Origin of the sequence: Castellaniella caeni NBRC 101664 (assembly GCF_001592225.1) — a bacterium.
GTDB classification, from domain to species: domain Bacteria; phylum Pseudomonadota; class Gammaproteobacteria; order Burkholderiales; family Burkholderiaceae_B; genus Castellaniella; species Castellaniella caeni.
Map to the genome: position 1 here is coordinate 19,542 of NZ_BCWN01000003.1, position 21,448 is coordinate 40,989.

Here is a 21,448-nt window from a genome sequence, read left to right on the forward strand (position 1 = left end):
CGAAGCCCCGTTTCGCCCCGTACAATAGCGCCGTTCTCAAACCCTTCTCATCCTGGGGCACCCTCCATGCTGGACTCCTACCGCACCGAAGCCGCCGCTCGCGAAGCCATCGGCATCCCACCGCTGGCTCTGACCGCAAAGCAAACCGCCGACCTCATCGAACTGCTCAAGAACCCGCCCGCGGGCGAAGGGCAGTTCCTGCTCGACCTGTTTACGCACCGCGTGCCCGCCGGCGTGGACGACGCCGCCCAGGTCAAGGCATCCTACCTGGCCGCGCTGGCGCTGGGCACAGAGACCTGTGCCCTCATCAGCCCCACCCGCGCCACCGAACTGCTGGGCACCATGCTGGGCGGCTTCAACATCGGCGCCTTGATCGAACTGCTCGACCACCCCGAACTGGCCGCCGTGGCCGCCGACGCCCTGAAGAAGACCCTGCTCGTCTTCGACGCCTTCCACGATGTCGAAGAAAAAGCTCAGGCCGGCAACGCCCACGCCCAGGCCATCCTGCAAAGCTGGGCCGACGCCGAATGGTTCACCAGCCGCCCCGAAGTGCCGCAAAGCCTCACGCTCACCGTCTTCAAGGTGACCGGCGAAACCAATACCGACGACCTCTCGCCCGCGCCCGACGCCTGGAGCCGCCCCGACATCCCGCTGCACGCGCTGGCCATGCTCAAGAACCCGCGCGACGGCATCACGCCCGACGCCCCGGGCCAAGTGGGGCCGATCAAGCTGCTCGACGAACTCAAGGCCAAGGGCCACCTGGTCGCCTACGTCGGCGACGTGGTCGGCACCGGCTCTTCGCGCAAATCGGCCACCAACTCGGTCATCTGGCACACCGGCGAAGACATCCCCTTCGTGCCCAACAAGCGCTTTGGCGGCGTCTGCCTGGGCGGCAAGATCGCCCCCATCTTCTACAACACCATGGAAGACTCGGGCGCCCTGCCCATCGAACTGGACGTCTCGGCCATGAACATGGGCGACGTCATCGAACTGCGCCCCTACGAAGGCAAGGCCCTGAAAGACGGCCAGGTCATCGCCGAATTCCAGCTGAAGTCCGACGTGCTGCTCGACGAAGTGCGCGCCGGTGGCCGCATCCCGCTCATCATCGGCCGCGGCCTGACGGCCAAGGCACGCACGGCGCTGGGCCTGCCGCCCACCACGCTGTTCCGCCTGCCCGAAGCCCCCGTCGATACCGGCAAGGGTTATTCGCTGGCGCAAAAACTGGTGGGCCGCGCCTGCGGCCTGCCTGAAGGCACGGGCGTGCGCCCGGGCGCCTACTGCGAACCACGCATGACCTCCGTGGGCAGCCAGGACACCACCGGCCCCATGACGCGCGACGAGCTCAAAGACCTCGCCTGCGTCGGCTTCTCCGCCGATCTGGTGATGCAATCGTTCTGCCACACGGCGGCTTATCCCAAGCCCGTGGACGTGAAGACGCACCACGAACTGCCCGCCTTCATCAGCACCCGCGGCGGCGTGGCCCTGCGTCCAGGCGACGGCATCATCCACTCGTGGCTCAACCGCATGCTGCTGCCCGATACCGTGGGCACGGGCGGCGACTCGCACACCCGCTTCCCCATCGGCATCAGCTTCCCGGCGGGCTCGGGCCTGGTGGCCTTTGCCGCCGCCACCGGCGTCATGCCGCTGGACATGCCCGAATCCGTGCTGGTGCGCTTCAAGGGTGAAATGCAGCCCGGCGTCACCCTGCGCGACCTGGTCAACGCCATCCCGCTGTACGCCATCAAACAGGGCCTGCTGACGGTCGAAAAGAAGGGCAAGAAGAACATCTTCTCAGGCCGTATTCTCGAAATCGAAGGCCTGCCCAACCTGAAGATCGAACAGGCCTTCGAACTGTCCGACGCCTCGGCCGAACGCTCGGCGGCGGCCTGCACGGTGCGCCTGAACAAAGCGCCCATCATCGAATACCTGAACAGCAACATCACGCTGCTCAAGTGGATGATCGCCAACGGCTACCAGGATGCGCGCACCATCACGCGGCGCATCAAGAACATGGAAGCCTGGCTGGCCAACCCGCAGCTGGTCGAACCCGATGCGGACGCCGAATACGCCGCCGTCATCGACATCGACCTGGCCGAAATCAAAGAGCCCATCGTCGCCTGCCCGAACGATCCGGACGACGTGAAGACGCTGTCCGACGTGGCCGGCACGCCGATCGACGAAGTGTTCATCGGCAGCTGCATGACCAACATCGGCCACTTCCGGGCTGCCGCCAAGCTGCTGCAAGGCAAGCGCGACCTGCCCTCCAAGCTGTGGGTGGCCCCGCCCACCAAGATGGACGCGAGCGAACTCACCAAGGAAGGCCATTACGGCACCTTCGGCACGGCCGGCGCGCGCATGGAGATGCCGGGCTGCTCACTGTGCATGGGCAACCAGGCGCAGGTGCGCGAAGGCGCCACGGTGTTTTCCACCAGCACGCGCAACTTCCCCAACCGCCTGGGCAAGAACGCCAACGTGTTCCTGGGCTCGGCGGAAATGGCGGCCATCTGCTCGGGCCTGGGGCGCATCCCCACGCGTGAAGAGTACCTGCAGTCCATGGGCCTGCTGGCTGAAAACAAGCAGGACATCTACCGCTACATGAACTTCGACCAGATCGAAGACTTCACCGCGGTCGCCGCCACGGTTGACGCCTGACGGCGCCAGCGGGGCGTTCCGCCGATACGGAACGCCCTCCCGGCGGAGACAGCGGCCCCGAGGCCCCGGACATCCATCCGGCGGCCTCGGGGCCGCGCTTTTGGGTCGGCCCGCAGGCTCGGGGTAAACTAGAGACGGATGCCTGATGCCCCCGCGCCGCAGGCAGACCCGCTACCAGCCACCCCTGGCATCTCTTCCTTCTCGTCCGCAACCGCTGCCCATATCCCATGCCCGCCCGTTCAAGAACATCCTCTCCATCCCGGACGTCGCTTTCCCTGATGGCCCTGGCCGACGCCCTGGTGCACTCCGGCAGCCAGCCTGAAGACAGCTGGTGGGGCAAGCTGCTGGGCGACGCCCTGGACAAGGCCCTGAGCACGCGCCAGGGCCAGGCGGTCGAAACCGCGCTCGACCAGCTGCTCGACAGCCGCTCGCCCGCCTACGAAGTGCTGGTCGAGCACGCCGAGGCGCACTCCGAATCGATCCTCCTGAGCCACGAAGGGCAGACCTACGAAGCCCTGCTGGTGTCGGCCCCCCTGCTGGCCTGGACGCGCTACCAGCTGCCGCCCGGACAGCTCGACGCCACGCACATCGAGCAACTCAGCGCGCTGCTGCGCACCGCCGTGCTGCAGGCCGATACCCGTCTGGCCCTGCTGCCCGAACTCATCCGCTTCGACCAGCTGCCGCAATCCTTCCGCGAAACCCGCAACTGGGTGCAGGCGGCGGCGCAACAGGCGCTCGGCATCCGCCGCGAGGCCCCGATCGTGCGTCCCGCCGACATCCCCGACGACCTGCTGGCCGACGCCTATTTCCTCATGGGGGTCGCAGTCGTGCCCCAAGGCCAGCCCGTGTTCCAGTGGCAGACCCGGCAGCCCGACCAGCCGCCTACGCGCGACACCGTGGCGGCCCAGTGGGCACAAGGCTGCGCCGGCATCGTCGAGGCACTGTTCACTGGCTGCCAGGTGGAATACCTGCCGCCCGAAGCCTTCTACAGCAGCACCCGGCAGGCTGACCAGGGCATCCGTCCGCTGACGCTCAAATCGGCCATCACCTGGCTGCAGACGGCGGCGCACCTGCCCGCCAACGAGCTGCGCGCCGCCATCGTGGCCTGCGGCGAACAAAGCGCCGAAGAATACCGCATCGGCTTTTGCACCCGGCAGAACAACGACGTCATCTACGGCTGCGTCTGGCCGTCTCTCAACCGCGAAGAAGCCGCACTCGAACAAGGCGCCGAAGGGCAGGTCGATACCTGGGACACCCTGGCGGCCCTGCTGCGCGAGTCGGGCATCCAGGACGTGCGCCGCCTGCCCGGCCTGCAGCCCCTGGAATTCTGCGAAGACTGCGGCACGCCGTACTTCCCCAACATGCTGGGTGAAATGCAGCACCCCGAGCTGCCCGAAGAAATCGACCCGGCGCCCGTGCAGTTCCACTGAGCCCACCGTACCCGCGTCCCGTGCCGTCCGTCCGACAGCCATCCACCCTGGCCTTCGATCTCTTTTGCCGCGTCATCGACAATTTCGGCGACGCGGGCGTGTGCTGGCGGCTGGCCCGCCAGCTGGCCGCGCTGGGCCACGCAGTCCAGCTGTGGATCGACCGGCCCGACGTGCTGGCGCGCCTGCTGCCAGAACTCTCGCTCCAGGCCGACGCCCAGCGTGTGCATGGCGTGCAGGTCGGCCACTGGACGGCGGCGGAACACGCCCAGCCGCCCGAGGGAGGCGTCGTCATCGAGGCCTTTGCCTGCACCCTGCCATCCCGCTACGCGGCGGCCATGGCCGCCCGGCAATGCCTCTGGATCAACCTGGAATACCTCAGCGCCGAACCCTGGGTGGAAGGCTGCCACGGGCTGCCGTCGCCGCAGGGCAGCGGTGTCGCAAAATACTTCTACTTCCCCGGCTTCACCCCTGCAACCGGCGGGCTGCTGCGCGAACCCGACCTGCTGCGTCGCCGCAATCAGGCGCAACAGCTGGATCGCACGCGGCGCCTGCGCGCCCTGACCGGCCTGTCGCCCAGCCAGCTGCCCGCCGACTGCCGCTATCTGCTGCTGTTCTGCTACCCCGACGCGCCGCTGGCCGGCCTGCAACAGGCGCTGGCCAGCCAGGACACGCCCAGCTGCCTGCTGGTGCCCGGTGCGCCCCCGCCCGGCCTGCGCAGCCAGGGGGCGCTGCGCGTGCAGTCCATCCCCTTCGTGCCCCAGGCCCATTTCGATGCGCTGCTCTGGTGCTGCGACCTCAACTTCGTGCGCGGCGAAGACTCGTTGGTGCGCGCGCTCTGGGCCGGCGCCCCGCTGGTCTGGCAGATCTACCGCCAGGAAGACGACGCGCACCTGGACAAGCTGGACGCCTGGCTGGCGCGGGCCCGCTGGCCCGACCCCGCCCAGGCGCTCACGCGCGCCTGGAACCGCCAGGACGATGCGGGCGTCGCGCACGCGCTGGGCCAGGCCCTGCGGGCCGACCCCTGGCAAGCCTGGCAGGCACGGGCGCAAAGCTGGTGCGAGACACTGGGCGCACAGCCCGATCTGGCCCACAATCTGGTGAATTTTTGCCAGAAACAGCGCCAGAAGAGTTAGAATGCACAGTTAATCTTTTTTCTGCTTTGCCTCGAAACGCGTTCTTCATGCTCGGGGCACGTCAATTCCCCGGAGTTTCTCTTCTATGAAAATCGCTCAAGAACTGCGCGTTGGCAACGTCGTGATGGTTGGCAGCGACCCGCTCGTCGTCCAGAAGGCCGAGTACAACAAGTCTGGCCGCAATGCTGCCGTCGTCAAGCTGAAGTTCAAGAACCTGCTCACGGGCAGCGCCAGCGAATCCGTCTACAAGGCTGACGAAAAGTTCGAACAGGTCGTGCTCGAAAACAAGGAATGCACCTATTCCTATTTCGCCGACCCGATGTACGTCTTCATGGACGAAGAATACAACCAGCACGAAGTCGAAGCCGACAGCATGGGCGACGCCCTGAACTACCTCGAAGAAGGCATGTCCGTCGAGGTCGTGTTCTACGAAGGCCGCGCCATCTCGGTCGAGCTGCCCACGATCATCGTGCGCGAAATCACCTATACCGAACCCGCCGTCAAGGGCGACACTTCGGGCAAGGTGCTCAAGCCGGCCAAGATCAACACGGGCTACGAACTGTCCGTGCCGCTGTTCTGCAACATCGGCGACAAGATCGAAATCGACACGCGCACCAACGAATACCGCAGCCGCGTGATGTAAAGCGATAAAGCGGCCAGGCGTCCGGCCCCCACGGGCCGCACAGCCTGCCGCGGCGGCATCTCGATCGGGGGCGCCGCCATGAAAAAAGCCAAAGACCTCGCAGTCTTTGGCTTTTTTCATGGCGCTCGCACAGGGCCTGCGCCTATTGCAAGCGGTCGTCGTCCAGTATTTCGGGGATCGGCATGATCGAAATGCCTTCTTCGGCCAGCTCTTTGCATTCGGCCACGGACGCCACCCCGCGAATCGGCCGTTCTTCGGCCTCGCCATTATGCATGCGGCGCGCCTCATCGACGAACTGCGCGCCCACGTCCTCGGTCTGGCGCACGATGCGGCGCACCTGGCGCAAGACCTCGGCTTGCAGCCGCGCCAGCTGGTCGCTCGACGGGGCGGCCACCGCGGCCCGGCCCCCCGCGGCGGGCGCCGGGGCTTCGGCCCGCTCTTCGGGCTGCGCGCTGGCGCGCACCGGTTCGCGGCGCAGATGGCTGACGTTGAGGTGCGGCGCCGACACGCGCCGCGTGATCTGCCCGCTCTGGCAGACCGGGCAGCGAATCAAGCCACGGGCGAACTGGTCGTCGTAGCTTTCCTGGGACGCGAACCAGCCCTCGAAGACGTGGTCATGTTCGCAAGAGAGGTCGAATACTTTCAATGCCATGCTCAACAAATGGGGCTGGATCGGCCAACTTCAAGCGCTTTCCAGCATTTTGAACGCCACTCCCAGGGCGCCACGGCCCCAGGCCGCTGCCACAGGCCCAGACGCCGGTCGCGGGCGGATTTTTCACGGCCGGGCAGGCTGGCATCGCGCAGATACTTGCCGCCCGCCTGCCGGTTGGCCCAGGCCATGCCGCTGGCCACCATCACCTGGCTGACCAGGCGGCCATCGGGCAGGGGTACGTCGCAGATGTCGCGGCCGTAGTGGTCGCGCTCGTAACACGTCAGAGCCAGCGTCTTGCCGGCCACGAGGGCGGACAAGGCGCGCTTGGCCGCCTGTCCGTAGGGCTGTCCGGGCCGCTCGCGACCATGCCCGGTTTCGGGAGCGTCAATGCTGGCCAGACGGATGCGCTGACGCGCGCGCCCCACCAGCACGGTGAGGGTATCGCCATCGGCCACGTGGACGACACGGCCAGTGATCGTATACGCCCTTGCTTGAGATGGCAAGGATAAATTGATGAGCCAGCCCACGCCCGCCAGCAGGGCCAGCGCCCCGAGACGGCGCACGGGCCGTGCGCGAAGAAAATGAAAAACGTGCATGGGTTCGACGAAAAAACGGGCCGCCACGGCAGCCGACACCGCCGATTGTACGGGAGCGCGCCGGGCAGGCCTCGCACGGCTCGCCCGGCACCGGCAAGAAGGCGAGGCAGCGGGATCAGCCAGACGCCCAGGCGCGCTGCAGGAGTTCATCAGACGCCAGCCCGACGGCCTGAGCCCCATACACGCGCCCGCCGCCACCTTGCAAACGGCTGCTGACGAAGGCCTGCGACAGCCAGCCCGGCGCATGGCGCAGCAGCAGATCGGCCTGTACCAGCAGCACCAGGTCTTGCGCGATCTGCCGCGCGAACATTTGCTGCTCGTCGGGCGGTGCCTGCAGGTGGCACACCAGACGCGCCGCCGTCTTGCCCAGCGCGGGCTGGTCGGCATGCGCCCGCGCCAGGGCGTCGATTTCCTGAGCCACGTACTGGAAATCGTGGCGCGCGGCGCGCAGGACATCCAGACACATGACGTTGCCCGAGCCTTCCCAGATGGAGTTGACTGGCGCCTCGCGGTACAGCCGCGCCATAGGCCCGTCTTCGATGTAGCCATTGCCGCCCCAGACCTCCATGCACTCGGCGGCGGCCTCGATGGTGCGCTTGCAGACCCAGAACTTGGCCGCTGGCGTGAGCAGGCGGCGCACGGCCTGCTCGGCGGCATCCGCGGGGTGATCGAAGGCCCGGGCCAGCCGCAAGGCCAGCGCCGTCGCGGCCTCGCTTTCCAAAGCCAGGTCGGCCAGCACCTGGCGCATGAGGGGCTGCTCGATGAGAAAGCGCCCGAAGGCGCGCCGATGGCGGGCGTGGTGGATGCCCTGCACCAGGGCCTGGCGCAGCAGGGCGGCGCTGCCCAGCACGCAGTCCATACGCGTGTAGGACGCCATTTCGACCAGCGTGGCGATCCCGCGCCCCGTCTCGCCCACCTGGCGCCCCAGTGCCCCGGCGAACTCGACCTCGACGCTGGCGTTGGAGCGATTACCCAGCTTGTCTTTCAGGCGCTGGATGTGCACCGGATTGCGCTGACCGTCCTCGAGCCAGCGCGGCACGTAGAAGCAGGTGGGCGCGCCGTCGACCAGCGCCAGCATGAGATGCGCATCGGACATGGGCGAGGAGAAGAACCATTTGTGCCCCGTGAGGGCATGCCAGCCGTCGCCCACTGGCCGGGCCTGGCTGGTGTTGCCGCGCAGATCGGAGCCGCCCTGCTTTTCCGTCATGCCCATGCCGATCATCATCGACTGCTTGGCGGCCACCGGCACGTCGCGCGCGTCGTACGTCAGGCTGGCCAGCTTGGGCTGCAGCGCGGCAAACCAGGGCTCGCGCGCCAGCAGCGGAATGGCGGCGCTGGTCATGGTGAGGGGGCACAGCGAGCCGGCCTCGACCTGGCCATGCATGAGATAGTGGGCGGCACGCGCCACGTGCGCCCCCGGAGCGGGGTTCATCCAGGCACCGCCGTGCATGCCCTGGGCAAAGCCCAGGGACAGGAATTCGGCCCAGCCCGGATGGAAATCCACCACGTCGATACGGTGGCCGCCGCGGTCATAGGCCCGCAGCACGGGGGACACCCGGTTGACCTCGGCGGCCAGCCGCGCCAGCGCGGCCCGCCCCAGGCGCTGCCCCCAGGCGTCGAGCTCGGGCTCGCAGCCCTGCCCGCCTTCGCGACGCACCCCCTGCACGAGCGCCGGGTCGGCCAGAAACAGATTGCAGTCGGGCAGATCGGGCACCTGGTTTTCCACCTGGTGCGTCTTCTGATCCAGTACGTGCGGCATCATCTCACCCACCTCCATGCGAACCATCCCTGGCCAGTCTACCCGCGATGCCCCCGCGCGGACAACGCGGGCAGCTGCCTATAATGAAGGCTCTCGCATCGATGCGCGGCCCGTCCGGGCTCCATCGGAAGGACACCCATGACCGACCAGACCCCCAATCCCGAGCTGCGCCGCTGGCTGCGCACCCTGCCCAAGGCCGAGCTGCACCTGCACATCGAGGGCACACTGGAACCCGAGCTCATGTTCGAGCTGGCCCGGCGCAACGGCGTGACGCTGCCCTACGCCAGCGTCGAGGCCGTGCGCGCGGCCTACCAGTTCACCGATCTGCAGTCGTTTCTCGACCTGTACTACGCCGGTGCCGGTGTCCTGGTCACCGAGCAAGACTTCTACGACCTTGCCGCAGCCTACCTGCGGCGGGCACACGCCGACGGCCTGTGCCACGTCGAAATCATGTTCGACCCGCAGACGCACACCCAGCGCGGCGTGGCGATCGACACCGTGTTCGCGGGCCTGGCGCGGGCCCTGCGCGAGGCCCGCGACACACTGGGCATCAGCAGCTATCTGCTGCTCAGCTTCTTGCGCCATCTCAGCGAAGAAGACGCCTTCGACACGCTCGCAGCCGCGCTGCCCCTGCGCGAAGCCTACCGCGACCTCTGGGTCGGCATCGGCCTGGATTCCTCCGAGCGGGGCAACCCGCCCGAGAAATTCACCCGCGTCTACGCCCGCTGCGCCGAGCTGGGCTTCCGCCTGGTGGCCCACGCCGGCGAAGAAGGGCCTGCGGCCTACGTGCGAACGGCGCTGGACACCTTGCGCGTCAGCCGCATCGACCACGGGGTGCGCAGCAGCGACGACCCGGATCTGCTCCAACAGCTGATCCGCCAGCGCATTCCGCTCACCGTCTGCCCCTTGTCCAACCTCAAGCTTGGCGTCGTCAAGACCTTGGCCGAGCACAACCTGGCCAGGCTGCTGCGCGCGGGGGCGATGGTCACCATCAACGCCGACGATCCGGCCTACTTCGGCGGCTACGTGCTCGACAACTACCTGGCCAGCGCCGTGGCGCTCGACCTCTCGCACGACGAACTCGTCACCCTGGCGGCCAACAGCATCCACGCCTCGTTTCTCCCCACCCCCGACAAGAACCGCCTGCTCGACCAGCTGGCGCACGCGGCCAGCCAGGGTTGAACACCCCACCATGTCCACCGCTTTCAAACTCGACAAACTCATCCTGCCTTCAGACGCGATCCAGGGCGAATGCCGCAAGCTCGGCCGCGCCTTCTACGACCGCCCCGCCCTCACGGTGGCACCCGACCTGCTCGGGCGCCTGCTGATCCACGCCGGCCCCCAGGGCCCGCGCATCGGCCGCATCGTCGAGGTCGAGGCCTATCTGGGCCCGGGCGACCTGGCCGCCCATACCTCCCGGGGCCGCACGGCACGTACCAAGGCCATGTTCGGCCCCCCCGGTCACGCCTACGTCTACCTCATCTACGGCATGCACCACTGCATCAACGCGGTCACCGGCCCGGAGGGCAGCGGCACCGCCGTCCTGCTGCGCGCCGTGGCGCCCGTCACAGGGGTCGAGGTGGCCACCAACGGCCCCGGACGCCTGTGCAAGGCACTGGGCATCACGCTCGAACAATATGGCATCGATCTGTGCGGCGATGCGCTCTGGCTCGCCCAGGACGACGCCCCCCGGCCCGCGCACATCGCCACCAGCCCGCGCATCGGGGTGGACTACGCCGGTGAGGGCTGGGCCGAGAAACCGCTGCGCTTCTACGTCGAGGGACATCCGGCCGTCAGCCGCCGCCCCGGCAAGAAGGCCAGGTAAACCGTCAACCGACGCATAAAAACAACAATCACGCCTGCGCCAGCGCGCCAGGCGCGGCACGGCTTGGCTGTCCGGCGGGCGCGGCCAAGCCGCCAAAATGGCTGAAAAAAGGGCATTTGCAAAGCTTTCCAACAGCTTAAAAACTTATATATTAGCCATCTAATTGCGATCAAGTCTCATCAACTTACGCATAATTTTGCAAATTGATCTAGCGCAAGACGAGCCCTCTGGATGTCGCTTACCATGGCGTGGTTATCGACTGACCCGTCTTTTACCGCCATGCGCCGTGCCAGCCCCTGCTTGTCTCTGCCCGCTCTCTCTTCTTTGTGGCCGGCACTGCTGCTGGGCATGGTGCTATGGGCCTTTCTGGCCAGCACACCAGCCCTCGCCCAGGCCCCCGCCAACGGCAAGTACCAGGCCTACCAGTTCGGCCAGAACGGCACGGCGCTGGGGGCTGGGCCACGGTTGGGCGCCTTCCTCAAGAAAGTCACCCCCACCGAGATTTTCCCCGGCGCCGACCGCATCGGCCCACCAGAAGGCAAGCCCACCATCGCGCGCGCCTACGCGGGCGACAAGCTGCTGGGCTACGTCTACCTGACCACCGACATCGTCAATACCCGCGGCTACTCCAGCAAGCCCATCGACACGCTGGTGGGCATTTCGCTCGAGGGTGAAATCGTGGGCGCCAAGCTGGTCGAGCACCACGAACCCATCGTGCTCATCGGCATTCCCGAATCCAAGGTCGAAAACTTCATCCAGGGCTACGTCGGCAAGAACTACGTCAAAGAACCGCCACGCCCCGGCGCGCCACCGCCCGTCGATATCGTCAGTGGCGCCACCGTCACCCTGATGGTGATCGGCGACAGCATCACGCGCTCGGTCATGGCCGTGGCGCGCGACTACGGCATCGGCCGCGCAGGCCAGGCCCAGGCGGCGCCTGTCGAGCAGCGCGCCATCGACATGGAGAAAAGCACCACAGAATCCTGGGACGCGCTGCTGAAGTCGGGCGCCGTCAGCCGCCTGCACGTCACGGTGGCCGACATCAACAAGGCTTTTGAACAAAGCGGCAAAGCCGCTGCGGCCGAAAAACCCGAAAGCGGCGACCCCGACGACACCTTCGTCGATCTGTACACCGCCCTGGTGAGCGCGCCGGGCATCGGCAAAAGCCTGCTGGGCGACACCGAATACCAATACCTGCGCGACCGCCTCGCGCCGGGCCAATCGGCCATCCTGGTGGCGGGCAATGGCCGCTACTCGTTCAAGGGCTCGGGCTATGTGCGCGGTGGCGTATTCGACCGCATCGAGGTCATCCAGCAGGAAAACAGCTTCCATTTCACCGACCTCGACCACACACGCCTGGCCGATCTGATGGCCGCCGGAGCGCCCAATCTGAAAGAAATCGCGCTCTTCACGGTGCCCACCGACGCCGTCTTCGATCCGGTGGCTCCCTGGCGCCTGCAACTGACCGTACAGCGTGTGCTGAGCGTCAAGGAAAAAGCCTTCACCACCCTGAGCCTGAACTACACCCTGCCCCAGGCCTACACCAAGGTGGTCGCAGCCACGCCGCCCGCCGTCCAGACACCGCCCGCGGCGGGCACGCCCGACGCCGCGCTGGATCAGACCGAGACCGGCATCGAAGAGGCCCCGGCCCTCTGGAAACAGATGTGGGCCGCCAAGATCGGGCAGATCATCGTCATCGCGATCGCCTTGCTCACCCTGATCGCGGTATTTTTCTTCCAGGATCAGCTCACCAAGCACGAGGTCTTCTACCAACGCTTTCGCACGGGCTTTCTGATCTTCACCCTGTTCTGGATCGGCTGGTACGCCCAGGCGCAGCTGTCGGTGGTCAACGTACTCACCTTCACCACCTCGCTGCGCACCGACTTCAGCTGGGAATACTTCCTCATGGATCCGCTGGTGTTCATCCTCTGGGTGGCGACCGCCATGTCGCTCATCTTCTGGAACCGCGGCGCCTTCTGTGGCTGGCTGTGCCCCTTTGGCGCCCTGCAAGAACTGGCCAACAAAGTGGCCAAGCGCCTGCACGTGCCGCAGATCAAGGTGCCCCACGGCGTGAACACGCGCCTGGCGGGCCTGAAATACATCATTTTCCTCATTCTCTTCGGCGTCTCGCTGTACGAGCTGGGCCTGGCCGAAAAAATGGCCGAGGTCGAGCCCTTCAAGACCGCCATCATCCTCAAGTTCGCGCGCGACTGGCCCTTCGTGCTCTTCGCCCTGGCCGTGCTCATCCCGGGGCTGTTCATCGAGCGCTTCTATTGCCGCTACATGTGCCCCATGGGCGCCGCCCTGGCCATCCCGGCACGCCTGCGCATCTTCAACTGGCTGCGCCGCTACAAGACCTGTGGCAATCCCTGTCAGCTGTGCGCCGTCGAGTGCCCGGTGCAGGCGATCAACCCGGAAGGCGACATCAATCCCAACGAGTGCATCCAGTGCCTGAACTGTCAGCAGCTCTATCACAACGAAAGGCGCTGCCCGCACCTGATCCAGAAAAACGCCAAACTCAAGCGCCACAAGGCCCCCCCGCCCGACGCGGGCCTGCCTGGCGAAGTCGTCGTCAGCCGCAAGCCAACCGTCCGGCCCCGCACACCGGCTGACGCCGCCCCCATTTCGTCGAACCCATAGCGCAAAGCCCGGCACGGGGCCGGGCCGCTATGACTACCCCCTGGGAGAACTTCATGTCCGACCACAGCAATGAAAAGTCCGGTCTGAGCCGGCGCGGCTTCCTTGGCACGGCCGCCTTTACGGGCGCCGCTGCCGTCGGCGCCACGCACCTGAGCGCCAACGCCAAGGACGACAAGAAAAAAGGTCACCAGAGCGTCGAGGTCGCCCCCGGCGAACTGGACGAATACTATGCCTTCAACTCCGGCGGGCAGTCGGGCGAGGTGCGCATCCTGGGCTTGCCGTCGATGCGCGAACTGATGCGCATCCCGGTCTTCAACATGTGCAGCGCCACGGGCTGGGGCCGCACCAATGAAAGCCGCAAGATCCTCAACGAAAACCTGACGCCCGAGACGCGCAAGTTTCTTGAAGACAACCACATGCCGGTGTTGCCCAACGGCGACGCGCACCACCCGCACATGTCCTTCACGGACAACACCTACGACGGGCGCTACATTTTCATCAACGACAAGGCCAATACGCGCGTCGCGCGCATCCGCTGCGACGTGATGAAGACCGACAAGATCCTCGAAATCCCCAACGCCGACGGCATCCACGGCCTGCGCCCACAGCGCTACCCGAAGACCGGCTACGTGTTCTGCAACGGCGAGCACATCGTACCCCTGCCCAACGACGGCACCGTGATGGACGACCCCAAGAAAAACTTCTGGGCCATCTACACCGCCGTGGACGGTGACACCATGAAGGTGGCCTGGCAGGTGCTGGTGGACGGCAACCTGGACAACGGCGACGCCGACTACCAGGGCAAGTACTCGTTTGCCACCTGCTACAACTCGGAAAAAGGCCTCACCGTCACCGAGATGTCGGCCAACGAACAAGACTGGGCGGTGGTGTTCAACCTCAAGCGTATCGAAGAAGCCGTGAAAAACGGCGACTACAAAGAGATGAACGGCGTGCCGGTCATCGACGGGCGCAAGGGCTCGAAATACACCCGCTACATCCCGGTGCCCAATTCGCCGCACGGCTGCAACGCCGCGCCCGATGGCATCCACGTCGTCTTCAACGGCAAACTCTCGCCCACCGTCACCGTCATCGACGTGCGCAAGCTCGACGATCTGTTCGACGACAAGATCAAAGAGCGCGACGTGGTGGTCGCCGAGCCGCAGCTGGGCCTGGGGCCCCTGCACACGGCATTCGACGGCCGCGGCAACGCCTACACGACGCTGTTCATCGACAGCCAGATGTGCAAGTGGAATATCGAGAAGGCCAAAAAAGCCTTCCAGGGCGAAAAGGTCGATCCGATCATCCAGAAGCTGGACGTGCAGTACCAGCCGGGCCACAACCACACCACCATGGGCGAAACCAAGGAAGCCGACGGCAAGTGGCTGGTGTCGCTCAACAAGTTCTCGAAAGACCGCTTCCTCAACGTCGGCCCGCTGAAGCCCGAGAACGACCAGCTCATCGACATCTCGGGCGACGAGATGAAGCTTGTGCACGACGGCCCCAGCTTCGCCGAGCCGCACGACATGCTTCTGGTGAACCGCACGAAGGTACGTCCCAAGCACATCTGGGATCGCAACGATCCGATGTGGGAAGACGCCCGCCAGATGGCCGCCAAGGACGGTGTCACGCTGGAATCGGCCTCCAACGTCATCCGCGACGGCAACAAGGTGCGCGTGTACATGGTGGCCATCGCCCCCGTGTTCAGCCTGCCCAGCTTCGAGGTCAACGAGGGCGACGAAGTGACGGTGACCGTCACCAATATGGAGCGCATCGAGGACCTGACGCACGGCTTCACCCTGACGGGCTATGGCATCGCCATGGAAATCGGCCCACAGGCCACCTCGTCGGTCACCTTCACGGCCTCGCGTCCCGGCGTGCACTGGTACTACTGCCAGTGGTTCTGCCACGCGCTGCACATGGAGATGTCCGGCCAGATGTACGTCAAACCAAAGAAGGCCTGAGCCCATGAAGCGACCGCCCCTCCGCCTCCGTTTGCGGCACCTGGTGTCCGGCCTGCTGCTGGCCGCCATCGGCGGCAGCGGATCGGCGTGGGCGGCCACGCTGGCCGTGCCTGCGGGGGCGTCCCTGCAGGCCGCCGTGGCAGCCGCCGCGCCGGGCGACACCTTGCGCCTGGCGCCTGGCGACTATCCGGGCAATCTCGTCATCGACAAGCCGCTCACGCTCGAAGGCCCGACCGGGCGCGACGCCCGCATCCTGGGCGAGCGCAAAGGCCGCACCATCTGGATCCAGGCCGCCGACGTCACACTGCGCAACCTGACCGTGCGCCACTCGGGCCTGAGCCTGCCCGACATGGACGCCGGCATTTTCCTCGACAAAACCGCCATCCGCGCTCACATCACGCACAACGACATCATCGACAATTCGGTGGGCGTCTACCTGTGGGGCGTACGCGATGCGCTGGTCGAACACAACCGTATCGTCGGCAACACGGGCCTGCGCGTCAACGAGCGCGGCAACGGCATCACGGTCTGGAACGCCCCCGGCTCGAAAGTGCTCGACAACGACATTTCAGAAGGCCGCGACGGCATCTTTTCCAACAACAGCCGCGAAAACGTCTTCAGCCGCAACACCTTCCACAAGCTGCGCTACGCCGTGCACTACATGTACACCAACGATAGCGAAGTCAGCGACAACGTCTCGCTGGGCAACGACATCGGCTACGCCATCATGTTCTCGCGTCGGCTCACCGTGCGCGACAACATCGCCACGCACAGCGCCCACCAGGGGCTGATGCTCAACGCCACCGACGATTCCATCATTGATGGCAACGTCATCGTCGGCGCCGAAAAATGCGTCTTCGTCTACAACGCCAACCTCAACGAACTGGCCGACAACCGCTTCCAGGATTGCGAGACCGGTGTGCACTACACCGGCTCCGAGGGCAACCGCATCTTCGGCAACGCCTTCGTCGGCAACCAGAATCAAGTGAAATACGTCGGCACCCGCTATCTGGAATGGTCCGCCCAGGGCCGCGGCAATTACTGGTCGGATCTCTCGGCCTTCGACCTGGACGGCGACGGCATCGGCGACACGGCCTATCGCCCCAACGGCCTGATCGACCAGGTCATCTGGCGCGCACCCAACGCCCGCCTGCTGCTCAACAGCCCCGCCGTGGCCATCGTGCGCTGGGCGCAATCCCAGTTTCCCGCCATCCTGCCGGGCGGGGTGATCGACAGTGCGCCGCTGATGGCGCCCACGGACACCCCAACCTGGCAAAAATACGAGGCTCTGCCATGACCATGACAGCCCCGCCCATCGAGCTGCGCAGCGTCACCAAACGCTATGGCCCCCTGCGTGCCGTCGATGCCATCAGCCTGCACATCGAACCCGGCGAATGCGTCATCCTCGCCGGCCATAATGGCGCGGGCAAAAGCACGCTCATCAAGCTCATTCTCGGGCTCATCCGGCCCGAAGCGGGCAGCGTCCGGGTACTGGGCGAACTGGCGGGCAGCAGCGCCGCCGCGCGCAGCCGTCGTCAGATCGGCTATCTACCCGAAACCGTGGCCCTGCACCCCTCGCTCACAGGCGCCGAGACCCTGGCCTTCTACGCCCGGCTCAAGGGCCTGCCGACCACCGGCAACGCCGCCCTGCTGTCGCGCGTGGGCATCGCCGAAGCCGCCAAACGGCGCGTGGGCGGATATTCCAAGGGCATGCGCCAGCGCCTGGCCCTGGCACAGGCCCTGCTGGGCACCCCCAAGGTCTTGCTGCTGGACGAGCCTACCACCGGGCTGGATCCAGCCTCGCGCCTGCTGTTCTACGACATCGTGCGCGAACTGCGTGACGCGGGCTGCGCCATCCTGCTGTCCACCCACGCGCTGGCCGAACTCGAAGGCCAGGCCGACCGCGTCGTCGTGCTGCAAAAGGGCTGCAAGATCGCCGACGGTACGCTGGGCGACCTGCGGCGCGACGCCAACCTGCCCGTGCGCATCCGCCTGAGCCTGGACACCGAGCCCATCACGCTGCCCGCGGGCTGGCAGCGCATCGGCGCGCGGCGCATCGAGCTGAGCTGCGCCGAAGCCGACAAGCTGCACCAGCTGCGCCAGGCGCACACGATCGACCACGTCTGCGACATCGAGATCGACCAGCCTGGGCTGGACGAGATGTACGCCCATTTCCTGCAGCGGGAGGACGCATGAACCCCACCCTCACCCTCATGCAGAAAGAGATCCGCGACGGCCTGCGCAACCGCTGGGTGCTGGCTGTCGCCATTTTGCTGGCCATGCTGGCCCTGTCGTTGGGCTTCCTGGGCAGCGCCCCGACCGGCACGGTCAAGGTCGACCCGCTCACCGTCACCGTCGTCAGCCTGTCGAGCCTGTCGATCTTTCTGGTGCCGCTGATCGCCATGCTGCTGTCCTACGACGCCATCGTCGGCGAAGTGGATCGGGGCACCATGAACCTGCTGCTCAGCTACCCCATTTCGCGGCGCCAGGTGATGGCCGGCAAATTTTGCGGCCACCTGGTGATCCTGGCCCTGGCGATCGGTGCTGGTTACGGCGCGGCGGGGCTGGCCCTGCAGCTGGCCTTCGGCGGTATCGACCCCGGCGCCTGGGGGCCGTTCGCCCTGCTGATCGCCGCCAGCATCCTGCTGGGCGCGGCCTTTCTGTCGCTGGGCTATCTGATCAGCGCGCTGGTGCAAGAACGCCCGACGGCGGCGGGCATCGCCATTGGCATCTGGCTGTTTCTGGTCGTCATCTACGACATGGCCCTGCTGGGCATCCTGGTGGTCGATCAGGGGCGCGTCATCACCGCGCCGCTGCTCAACACCATCCTCTTGTTCAACCCCACGGACGTCTACCGCCTGCTCAACCTGACCGGGCACGAGAACATCGCCATGTTCGCCGGCATGGCGGGCCTGAGCGAGCAGACGTCCCTGTCCACCACCACCTTGCTCGCAGCCCAGCTGCTGTGGATCGCCATCCCCTTCGGGCTGGCTTCATGGGCCTTTGGCCGGAGGGCGCTATGACACCCTCGACGCATCTCATCACCGCCGCGCGGCCAAGCCGCGGCTCGCAAGGCCCTCAAACCGTCCGCACCGCATCCGCCGCGCACCCGCGGCCCCGCTGGCTGGCGGGCCTGGCCCTGGGCCTGAGCCTGCTGCTGGGCGCCTGCGGCGGCGCGGACGACCGCCACACCCCGCCCCCCGCGCCCCAGGCGCTGACCAGCCAGGCCGTGGGCCACTACTGCGGCATGAATCTCGACGAGCACGTCGGCCCCAAGGGGCAGATTCTGCTGCGGGACGAGTCACGCGCCGTCTGGTTCTCGACCATCCGCGAGGTCTTTGCCTACACCCTGCTGCCCGAAGAGCCCAAAACCATCACCGCCATCTACGTGCAGGACATGGGCCGCGCCGACGCCCACGGCAACCCGCCCGCGGATGCCTGGATCGATGCCCACCAAGCGTATTTCCTGATCGAAAGCCGCGCCGTCGGTGGCATGGGAGCGCCCGACGCCCTGCCCTTTGCGCAACTGGATCAGGCACAGGCCTACCAGCAGCAATACGGCGGGCGCATCGTCAACTTCAAAACCATGCCCGAAGACTACGTGCTGCGCTACCTCGACCCAGGCGCCGCCAGCACGGATACCCCTTCCGCACCCGCTCCTGCCGGAGACCCTTCATGACATCCAATACGCTCTCCCGTCGACGCTTTCTGGGCATCACCGCCGCCAGCGCCGCACTGCTGGGCAGCACCCCGCTGCATGCCGCCCTGAGCCGTCCCGACGCCCTGCCCGAGCCCGTCGTCTGGCGCGGTGTGGCGCTGGGGGCGGACGCCCAGATGCAGCTGCTGCACCCCGATCGCGCCCGGGCCGAACAGCTCATCGAGCTGGCCCTGGGCGAAATCCAGCGGCTGGAAAAGGTCTTCAGCCTCTACCGCGAAGACAGCGCCCTGGTCAGGCTGAACCGGGACGGCCAGCTTGACTCACCACCCGGCGACCTCTGCCGCCTGCTGTCCGAGGCCTGCGCCTTCGCGCGCCTGACGGGCGGCTACTTCGACCCCACGGTGCAGCCGCTGTGGAACTGGTACCTGCAGCGCGAACAGCAAGGCGCGCGCCCGGTGTTCGACGCGCGCGCCGTGGACGCCACCCTGCGACGCATCGGTTATCAGGCCATCGACATCGAGGCCGAGCGCATCCGCTTCCGGCGCCCGGACATGGCCGTCACCCTCAACGGCATCGCCCAGGGCTACATCACCGACCGGGTGACCGAGCTGCTGCGCACCCAGGGCCTGGAACACGCCATGATCGACCTGGGCGAAGCGCGCAGCCTCGGGCAACCCGGCAGCGACCGGCCCTGGCGGGCGGGTATCGCCAAGCCGGACGCCCCCGCGCAGCTGCTGGAAACCATCGAACTGCACGACCAAGCCCTCGCCACCTCGGGCGGCTACGGCACACCGCTGGACGCCTCGGGCCAGCTGACGCACCTGTTCGACCCGCACACCGGCAGCGCGCAGCCCATCTGGCGCAGCGTCAGCGTACGCGCCGCCGACGCCACCACGGCCGACGCGCTCTCGACGGCCTTCAGCCTGATGCAGGAGTCGAAAATTCGTGATATAGTTTCGGTCTTTCCGGTTCAGGCATGGTTGCTGCCACCCAAGAATCAAGGTTCTGATGGTGACCGCTTGATCCACTTGGCTTGAAATGCTTTATTTCACGTCTGCATGGCAGTTTTGCCTTGCAAGGCTGCTTCAAAAAGCGTATTCAAAACCGGAAATCGCGTGATGTGACAAGTTAAATTAAACGTGTTATATTAGCGCCTCTTTAGCGGCTGTAGCTCAGTTGGATAGAGTACTTGGCTACGAACCAAGGGGTCGTGGGTTCGAATCCTGCCAGCCGCGCCACATTGCAAGGGCTTACTGATTTTGGTCAGTAAGCCCTTTTTACGTCTGCGCGCCAGATGCTGTCCCAGATGCGATCCCGCCAATAGCCCCATCGGCATCAAGGCATGAAACGCATCAAACCACCGCCCACACGACAACGGCCCGACCCCGCCCTGTTCGGGCGAAGCCTGGCCGTTGTACCAGGCGCCTTTGCTGCGTCTCTTACTCTTGCTTCAGGATCTCAGGCTCGGGAGCATCCGTGGGGTGCGCCAGCAGTTTTTTCAACTCGGGCGTCATGGGCCAGTTCAGATTCACCCCCTTGGGCGGAATCGGCTGCGTGAACCATTTGGTGTACAGGGCATCGATGCGGCCATCCTTCATCATGGCCTTGACGGCATCGTCCACGGCGGCCTTGAAGCGCGGATCATGCTTGGGCTCGATGATGCCGTAGGGCTCGAAGGTATAGGCCTGCTTGCTGATTACCCAGGCCTTGGGGTCGTGCGAATTGGCCACCAGGCCCGCCAGCAGAATCCCGTCCATGAAAAAGGCCGACGCGCGCCCGCTGGCGACCGCCAGGAAAGCCTCGGCGTGATCGCTGGCCGTGATGATGCGCATGCCCAGATGGCGCTCGGCATTGATCTCGGTGAGCCATTTCAGGTTGGTGCTGCCTGACACGGAAATCACGGTCTTGCCCTGAAAGTCCTTCAGGTCGTGCAGGTTCGATTTTTTCAGCGAAGCGAAGTGCGTCGCCGAAACAAAGGTGGCCGGGGCGAAATCCACCTGCTTCTGGCGCTGCACGTTGTTGGTGTCCGGCCCGCACGACAGATCGATCGTGCCATTGGCGATCAGCGGAATGCGCGTCGAGCCCGTGACCGGTACTTCCTTGATGCGGATGGATGGCAGGCCCAGATCGCGCTTCAGGGCGTCGGCGATGCCATAGCAGATATCCATGGCGTAGCCCACCGACTTCTGATGGTCGTCCAGGTAGGAAAACGGGATGGCCGCATCGCGCGTGCCGATGACGAGTTCTCCGGTGGATTTGACGCGGTCGAGGCGGCTGGTGTCCGCCTGCGCCGCCGTGATGCCGCCGACAGCCAGAGCGGCGGCCAGCACGAGAGGTAACGCTTTCATGAATGTTCCTGTATTCCGACAAGCCGCTAAAACGAAGCGGCGACATAACCATGGGTTGTCAGAATTTTAAGGAATAATTACCGCCTGTCTTACAACTTCAAGTTATACATAAATAGCTGCCCGGCCAAATCACCAAATCACCAAATCGCCA

General features: G+C 65.9%; 17 protein-coding genes and 1 tRNA gene. 14 read left to right on the forward strand and 4 right to left on the reverse strand.

What is annotated here, in order from left to right; all coding sequences use genetic code 11:
- Positions 1 to 66: 66 nt before the first annotated feature.
- The 4 genes from acnB (at position 67) to efp (ending at position 5,858) form a co-directional block, all read left to right on the forward strand.
- Positions 67 to 2,652, forward strand: a complete 2,586-nt coding sequence (acnB, locus tag CCA01S_RS02385; RefSeq protein ID WP_066453564.1) for a bifunctional aconitate hydratase 2/2-methylisocitrate dehydratase — start codon at positions 67 to 69, stop codon at positions 2,650 to 2,652.
- A gap of 227 nt (positions 2,653 to 2,879) precedes the next feature.
- Positions 2,880 to 4,082, forward strand: coding sequence for a DUF2863 family protein (locus CCA01S_RS02390; protein ID WP_066453567.1), 1,203 nt, complete (start codon positions 2,880 to 2,882; stop codon positions 4,080 to 4,082).
- A 47-nt stretch (positions 4,083 to 4,129) separates the two neighbouring features.
- Positions 4,130 to 5,215: an elongation factor P maturation arginine rhamnosyltransferase EarP gene (earP, locus tag CCA01S_RS02395; RefSeq protein ID WP_066454041.1), complete on the forward strand. Its 1,086-nt coding sequence runs from the start codon at positions 4,130 to 4,132 to the stop codon at positions 5,213 to 5,215.
- 85 nt (positions 5,216 to 5,300) lie between these two features.
- Entirely contained in the window at positions 5,301 to 5,858 is a 558-nt protein-coding gene (gene efp / locus CCA01S_RS02400) for an elongation factor P (protein ID WP_066453573.1), read from the forward strand.
- A gap of 142 nt (positions 5,859 to 6,000) precedes the next feature.
- Here the strand turns inward: efp and CCA01S_RS02405 are convergent, their stop codons facing one another.
- From CCA01S_RS02405 to CCA01S_RS02415, 3 genes are all read right to left on the reverse strand, one after another.
- Positions 6,001 to 6,510, reverse strand: coding sequence for a DUF1178 family protein (locus CCA01S_RS02405; protein ID WP_066453574.1), 510 nt, complete (start codon positions 6,508 to 6,510; stop codon positions 6,001 to 6,003).
- A 2-nt stretch (positions 6,511 to 6,512) separates the two neighbouring features.
- Positions 6,513 to 7,133, reverse strand: coding sequence for a thermonuclease family protein (locus tag CCA01S_RS02410; RefSeq protein WP_180984193.1), 621 nt, complete (start codon positions 7,131 to 7,133; stop codon positions 6,513 to 6,515).
- 88 nt (positions 7,134 to 7,221) lie between these two features.
- The gene (locus CCA01S_RS02415; protein WP_232304956.1) at positions 7,222 to 8,868 is read right to left on the reverse strand and encodes an acyl-CoA dehydrogenase family protein; all 1,647 of its coding nucleotides are present in this window, start codon (positions 8,866 to 8,868) and stop codon (positions 7,222 to 7,224) included.
- A 135-nt stretch (positions 8,869 to 9,003) separates the two neighbouring features.
- Between CCA01S_RS02415 and CCA01S_RS02420 the strand changes: the two genes are divergently transcribed.
- The 10 genes from CCA01S_RS02420 to CCA01S_RS02465 all read left to right on the forward strand — a co-directional run bounded on the left by CCA01S_RS02420 (position 9,004) and on the right by CCA01S_RS02465 (position 20,187).
- Positions 9,004 to 10,047, forward strand: coding sequence for an adenosine deaminase (locus CCA01S_RS02420; RefSeq protein WP_066453576.1), 1,044 nt, complete (start codon positions 9,004 to 9,006; stop codon positions 10,045 to 10,047).
- A gap of 10 nt (positions 10,048 to 10,057) precedes the next feature.
- Positions 10,058 to 10,690 (forward strand): DNA-3-methyladenine glycosylase, encoded by a 633-nt coding sequence (locus CCA01S_RS02425; protein ID WP_084386375.1) that lies wholly within the window; start codon positions 10,058 to 10,060, stop codon positions 10,688 to 10,690.
- 300 nt (positions 10,691 to 10,990) lie between these two features.
- Positions 10,991 to 13,330, forward strand: a complete 2,340-nt coding sequence (locus CCA01S_RS02430) for a NosR/NirI family protein (protein WP_232304957.1) — start codon at positions 10,991 to 10,993, stop codon at positions 13,328 to 13,330.
- A gap of 53 nt (positions 13,331 to 13,383) precedes the next feature.
- Entirely contained in the window at positions 13,384 to 15,291 is a 1,908-nt protein-coding gene (gene nosZ, locus CCA01S_RS02435) for a TAT-dependent nitrous-oxide reductase (RefSeq protein WP_066453578.1), read from the forward strand.
- Between the two features lie 4 nt (positions 15,292 to 15,295).
- Complete coding sequence (locus CCA01S_RS02440; RefSeq protein ID WP_066453580.1) at positions 15,296 to 16,588, forward strand: nitrous oxide reductase family maturation protein NosD; 1,293 nt, start codon at positions 15,296 to 15,298, stop codon at positions 16,586 to 16,588.
- Positions 16,589 to 16,590: 2 nt separating this feature from the next.
- On the forward strand, positions 16,591 to 17,487 hold the full coding sequence (locus tag CCA01S_RS02445) for an ABC transporter ATP-binding protein (RefSeq protein WP_103035638.1): 897 nt from the start codon (positions 16,591 to 16,593) through the stop codon (positions 17,485 to 17,487).
- Complete coding sequence (locus CCA01S_RS02450; protein WP_066453584.1) at positions 17,484 to 18,314, forward strand: ABC transporter permease; 831 nt, start codon at positions 17,484 to 17,486, stop codon at positions 18,312 to 18,314. Before CCA01S_RS02445 ends, CCA01S_RS02450 begins: the two co-directional genes overlap by 4 nt.
- Entirely contained in the window at positions 18,311 to 18,970 is a 660-nt protein-coding gene (locus tag CCA01S_RS02455; protein ID WP_084386377.1) for a nitrous oxide reductase accessory protein NosL, read from the forward strand. The genes CCA01S_RS02450 and CCA01S_RS02455 overlap by 4 nt, the downstream gene beginning before the upstream one ends.
- Entirely contained in the window at positions 18,967 to 19,986 is a 1,020-nt protein-coding gene (locus CCA01S_RS02460; protein WP_066453585.1) for an FAD:protein FMN transferase, read from the forward strand. The genes CCA01S_RS02455 and CCA01S_RS02460 overlap by 4 nt, the downstream gene beginning before the upstream one ends.
- A 124-nt stretch (positions 19,987 to 20,110) precedes the next feature.
- Positions 20,111 to 20,187: transfer RNA gene (locus CCA01S_RS02465), tRNA-Arg, on the forward strand.
- A 201-nt stretch (positions 20,188 to 20,388) separates the two neighbouring features.
- Here the strand turns inward: CCA01S_RS02465 and CCA01S_RS02470 are convergent.
- On the reverse strand, positions 20,389 to 21,297 hold the full coding sequence (locus CCA01S_RS02470) for an amino acid ABC transporter substrate-binding protein (RefSeq protein ID WP_066453588.1): 909 nt from the start codon (positions 21,295 to 21,297) through the stop codon (positions 20,389 to 20,391).
- Positions 21,298 to 21,448 lie beyond the last annotated feature (151 nt).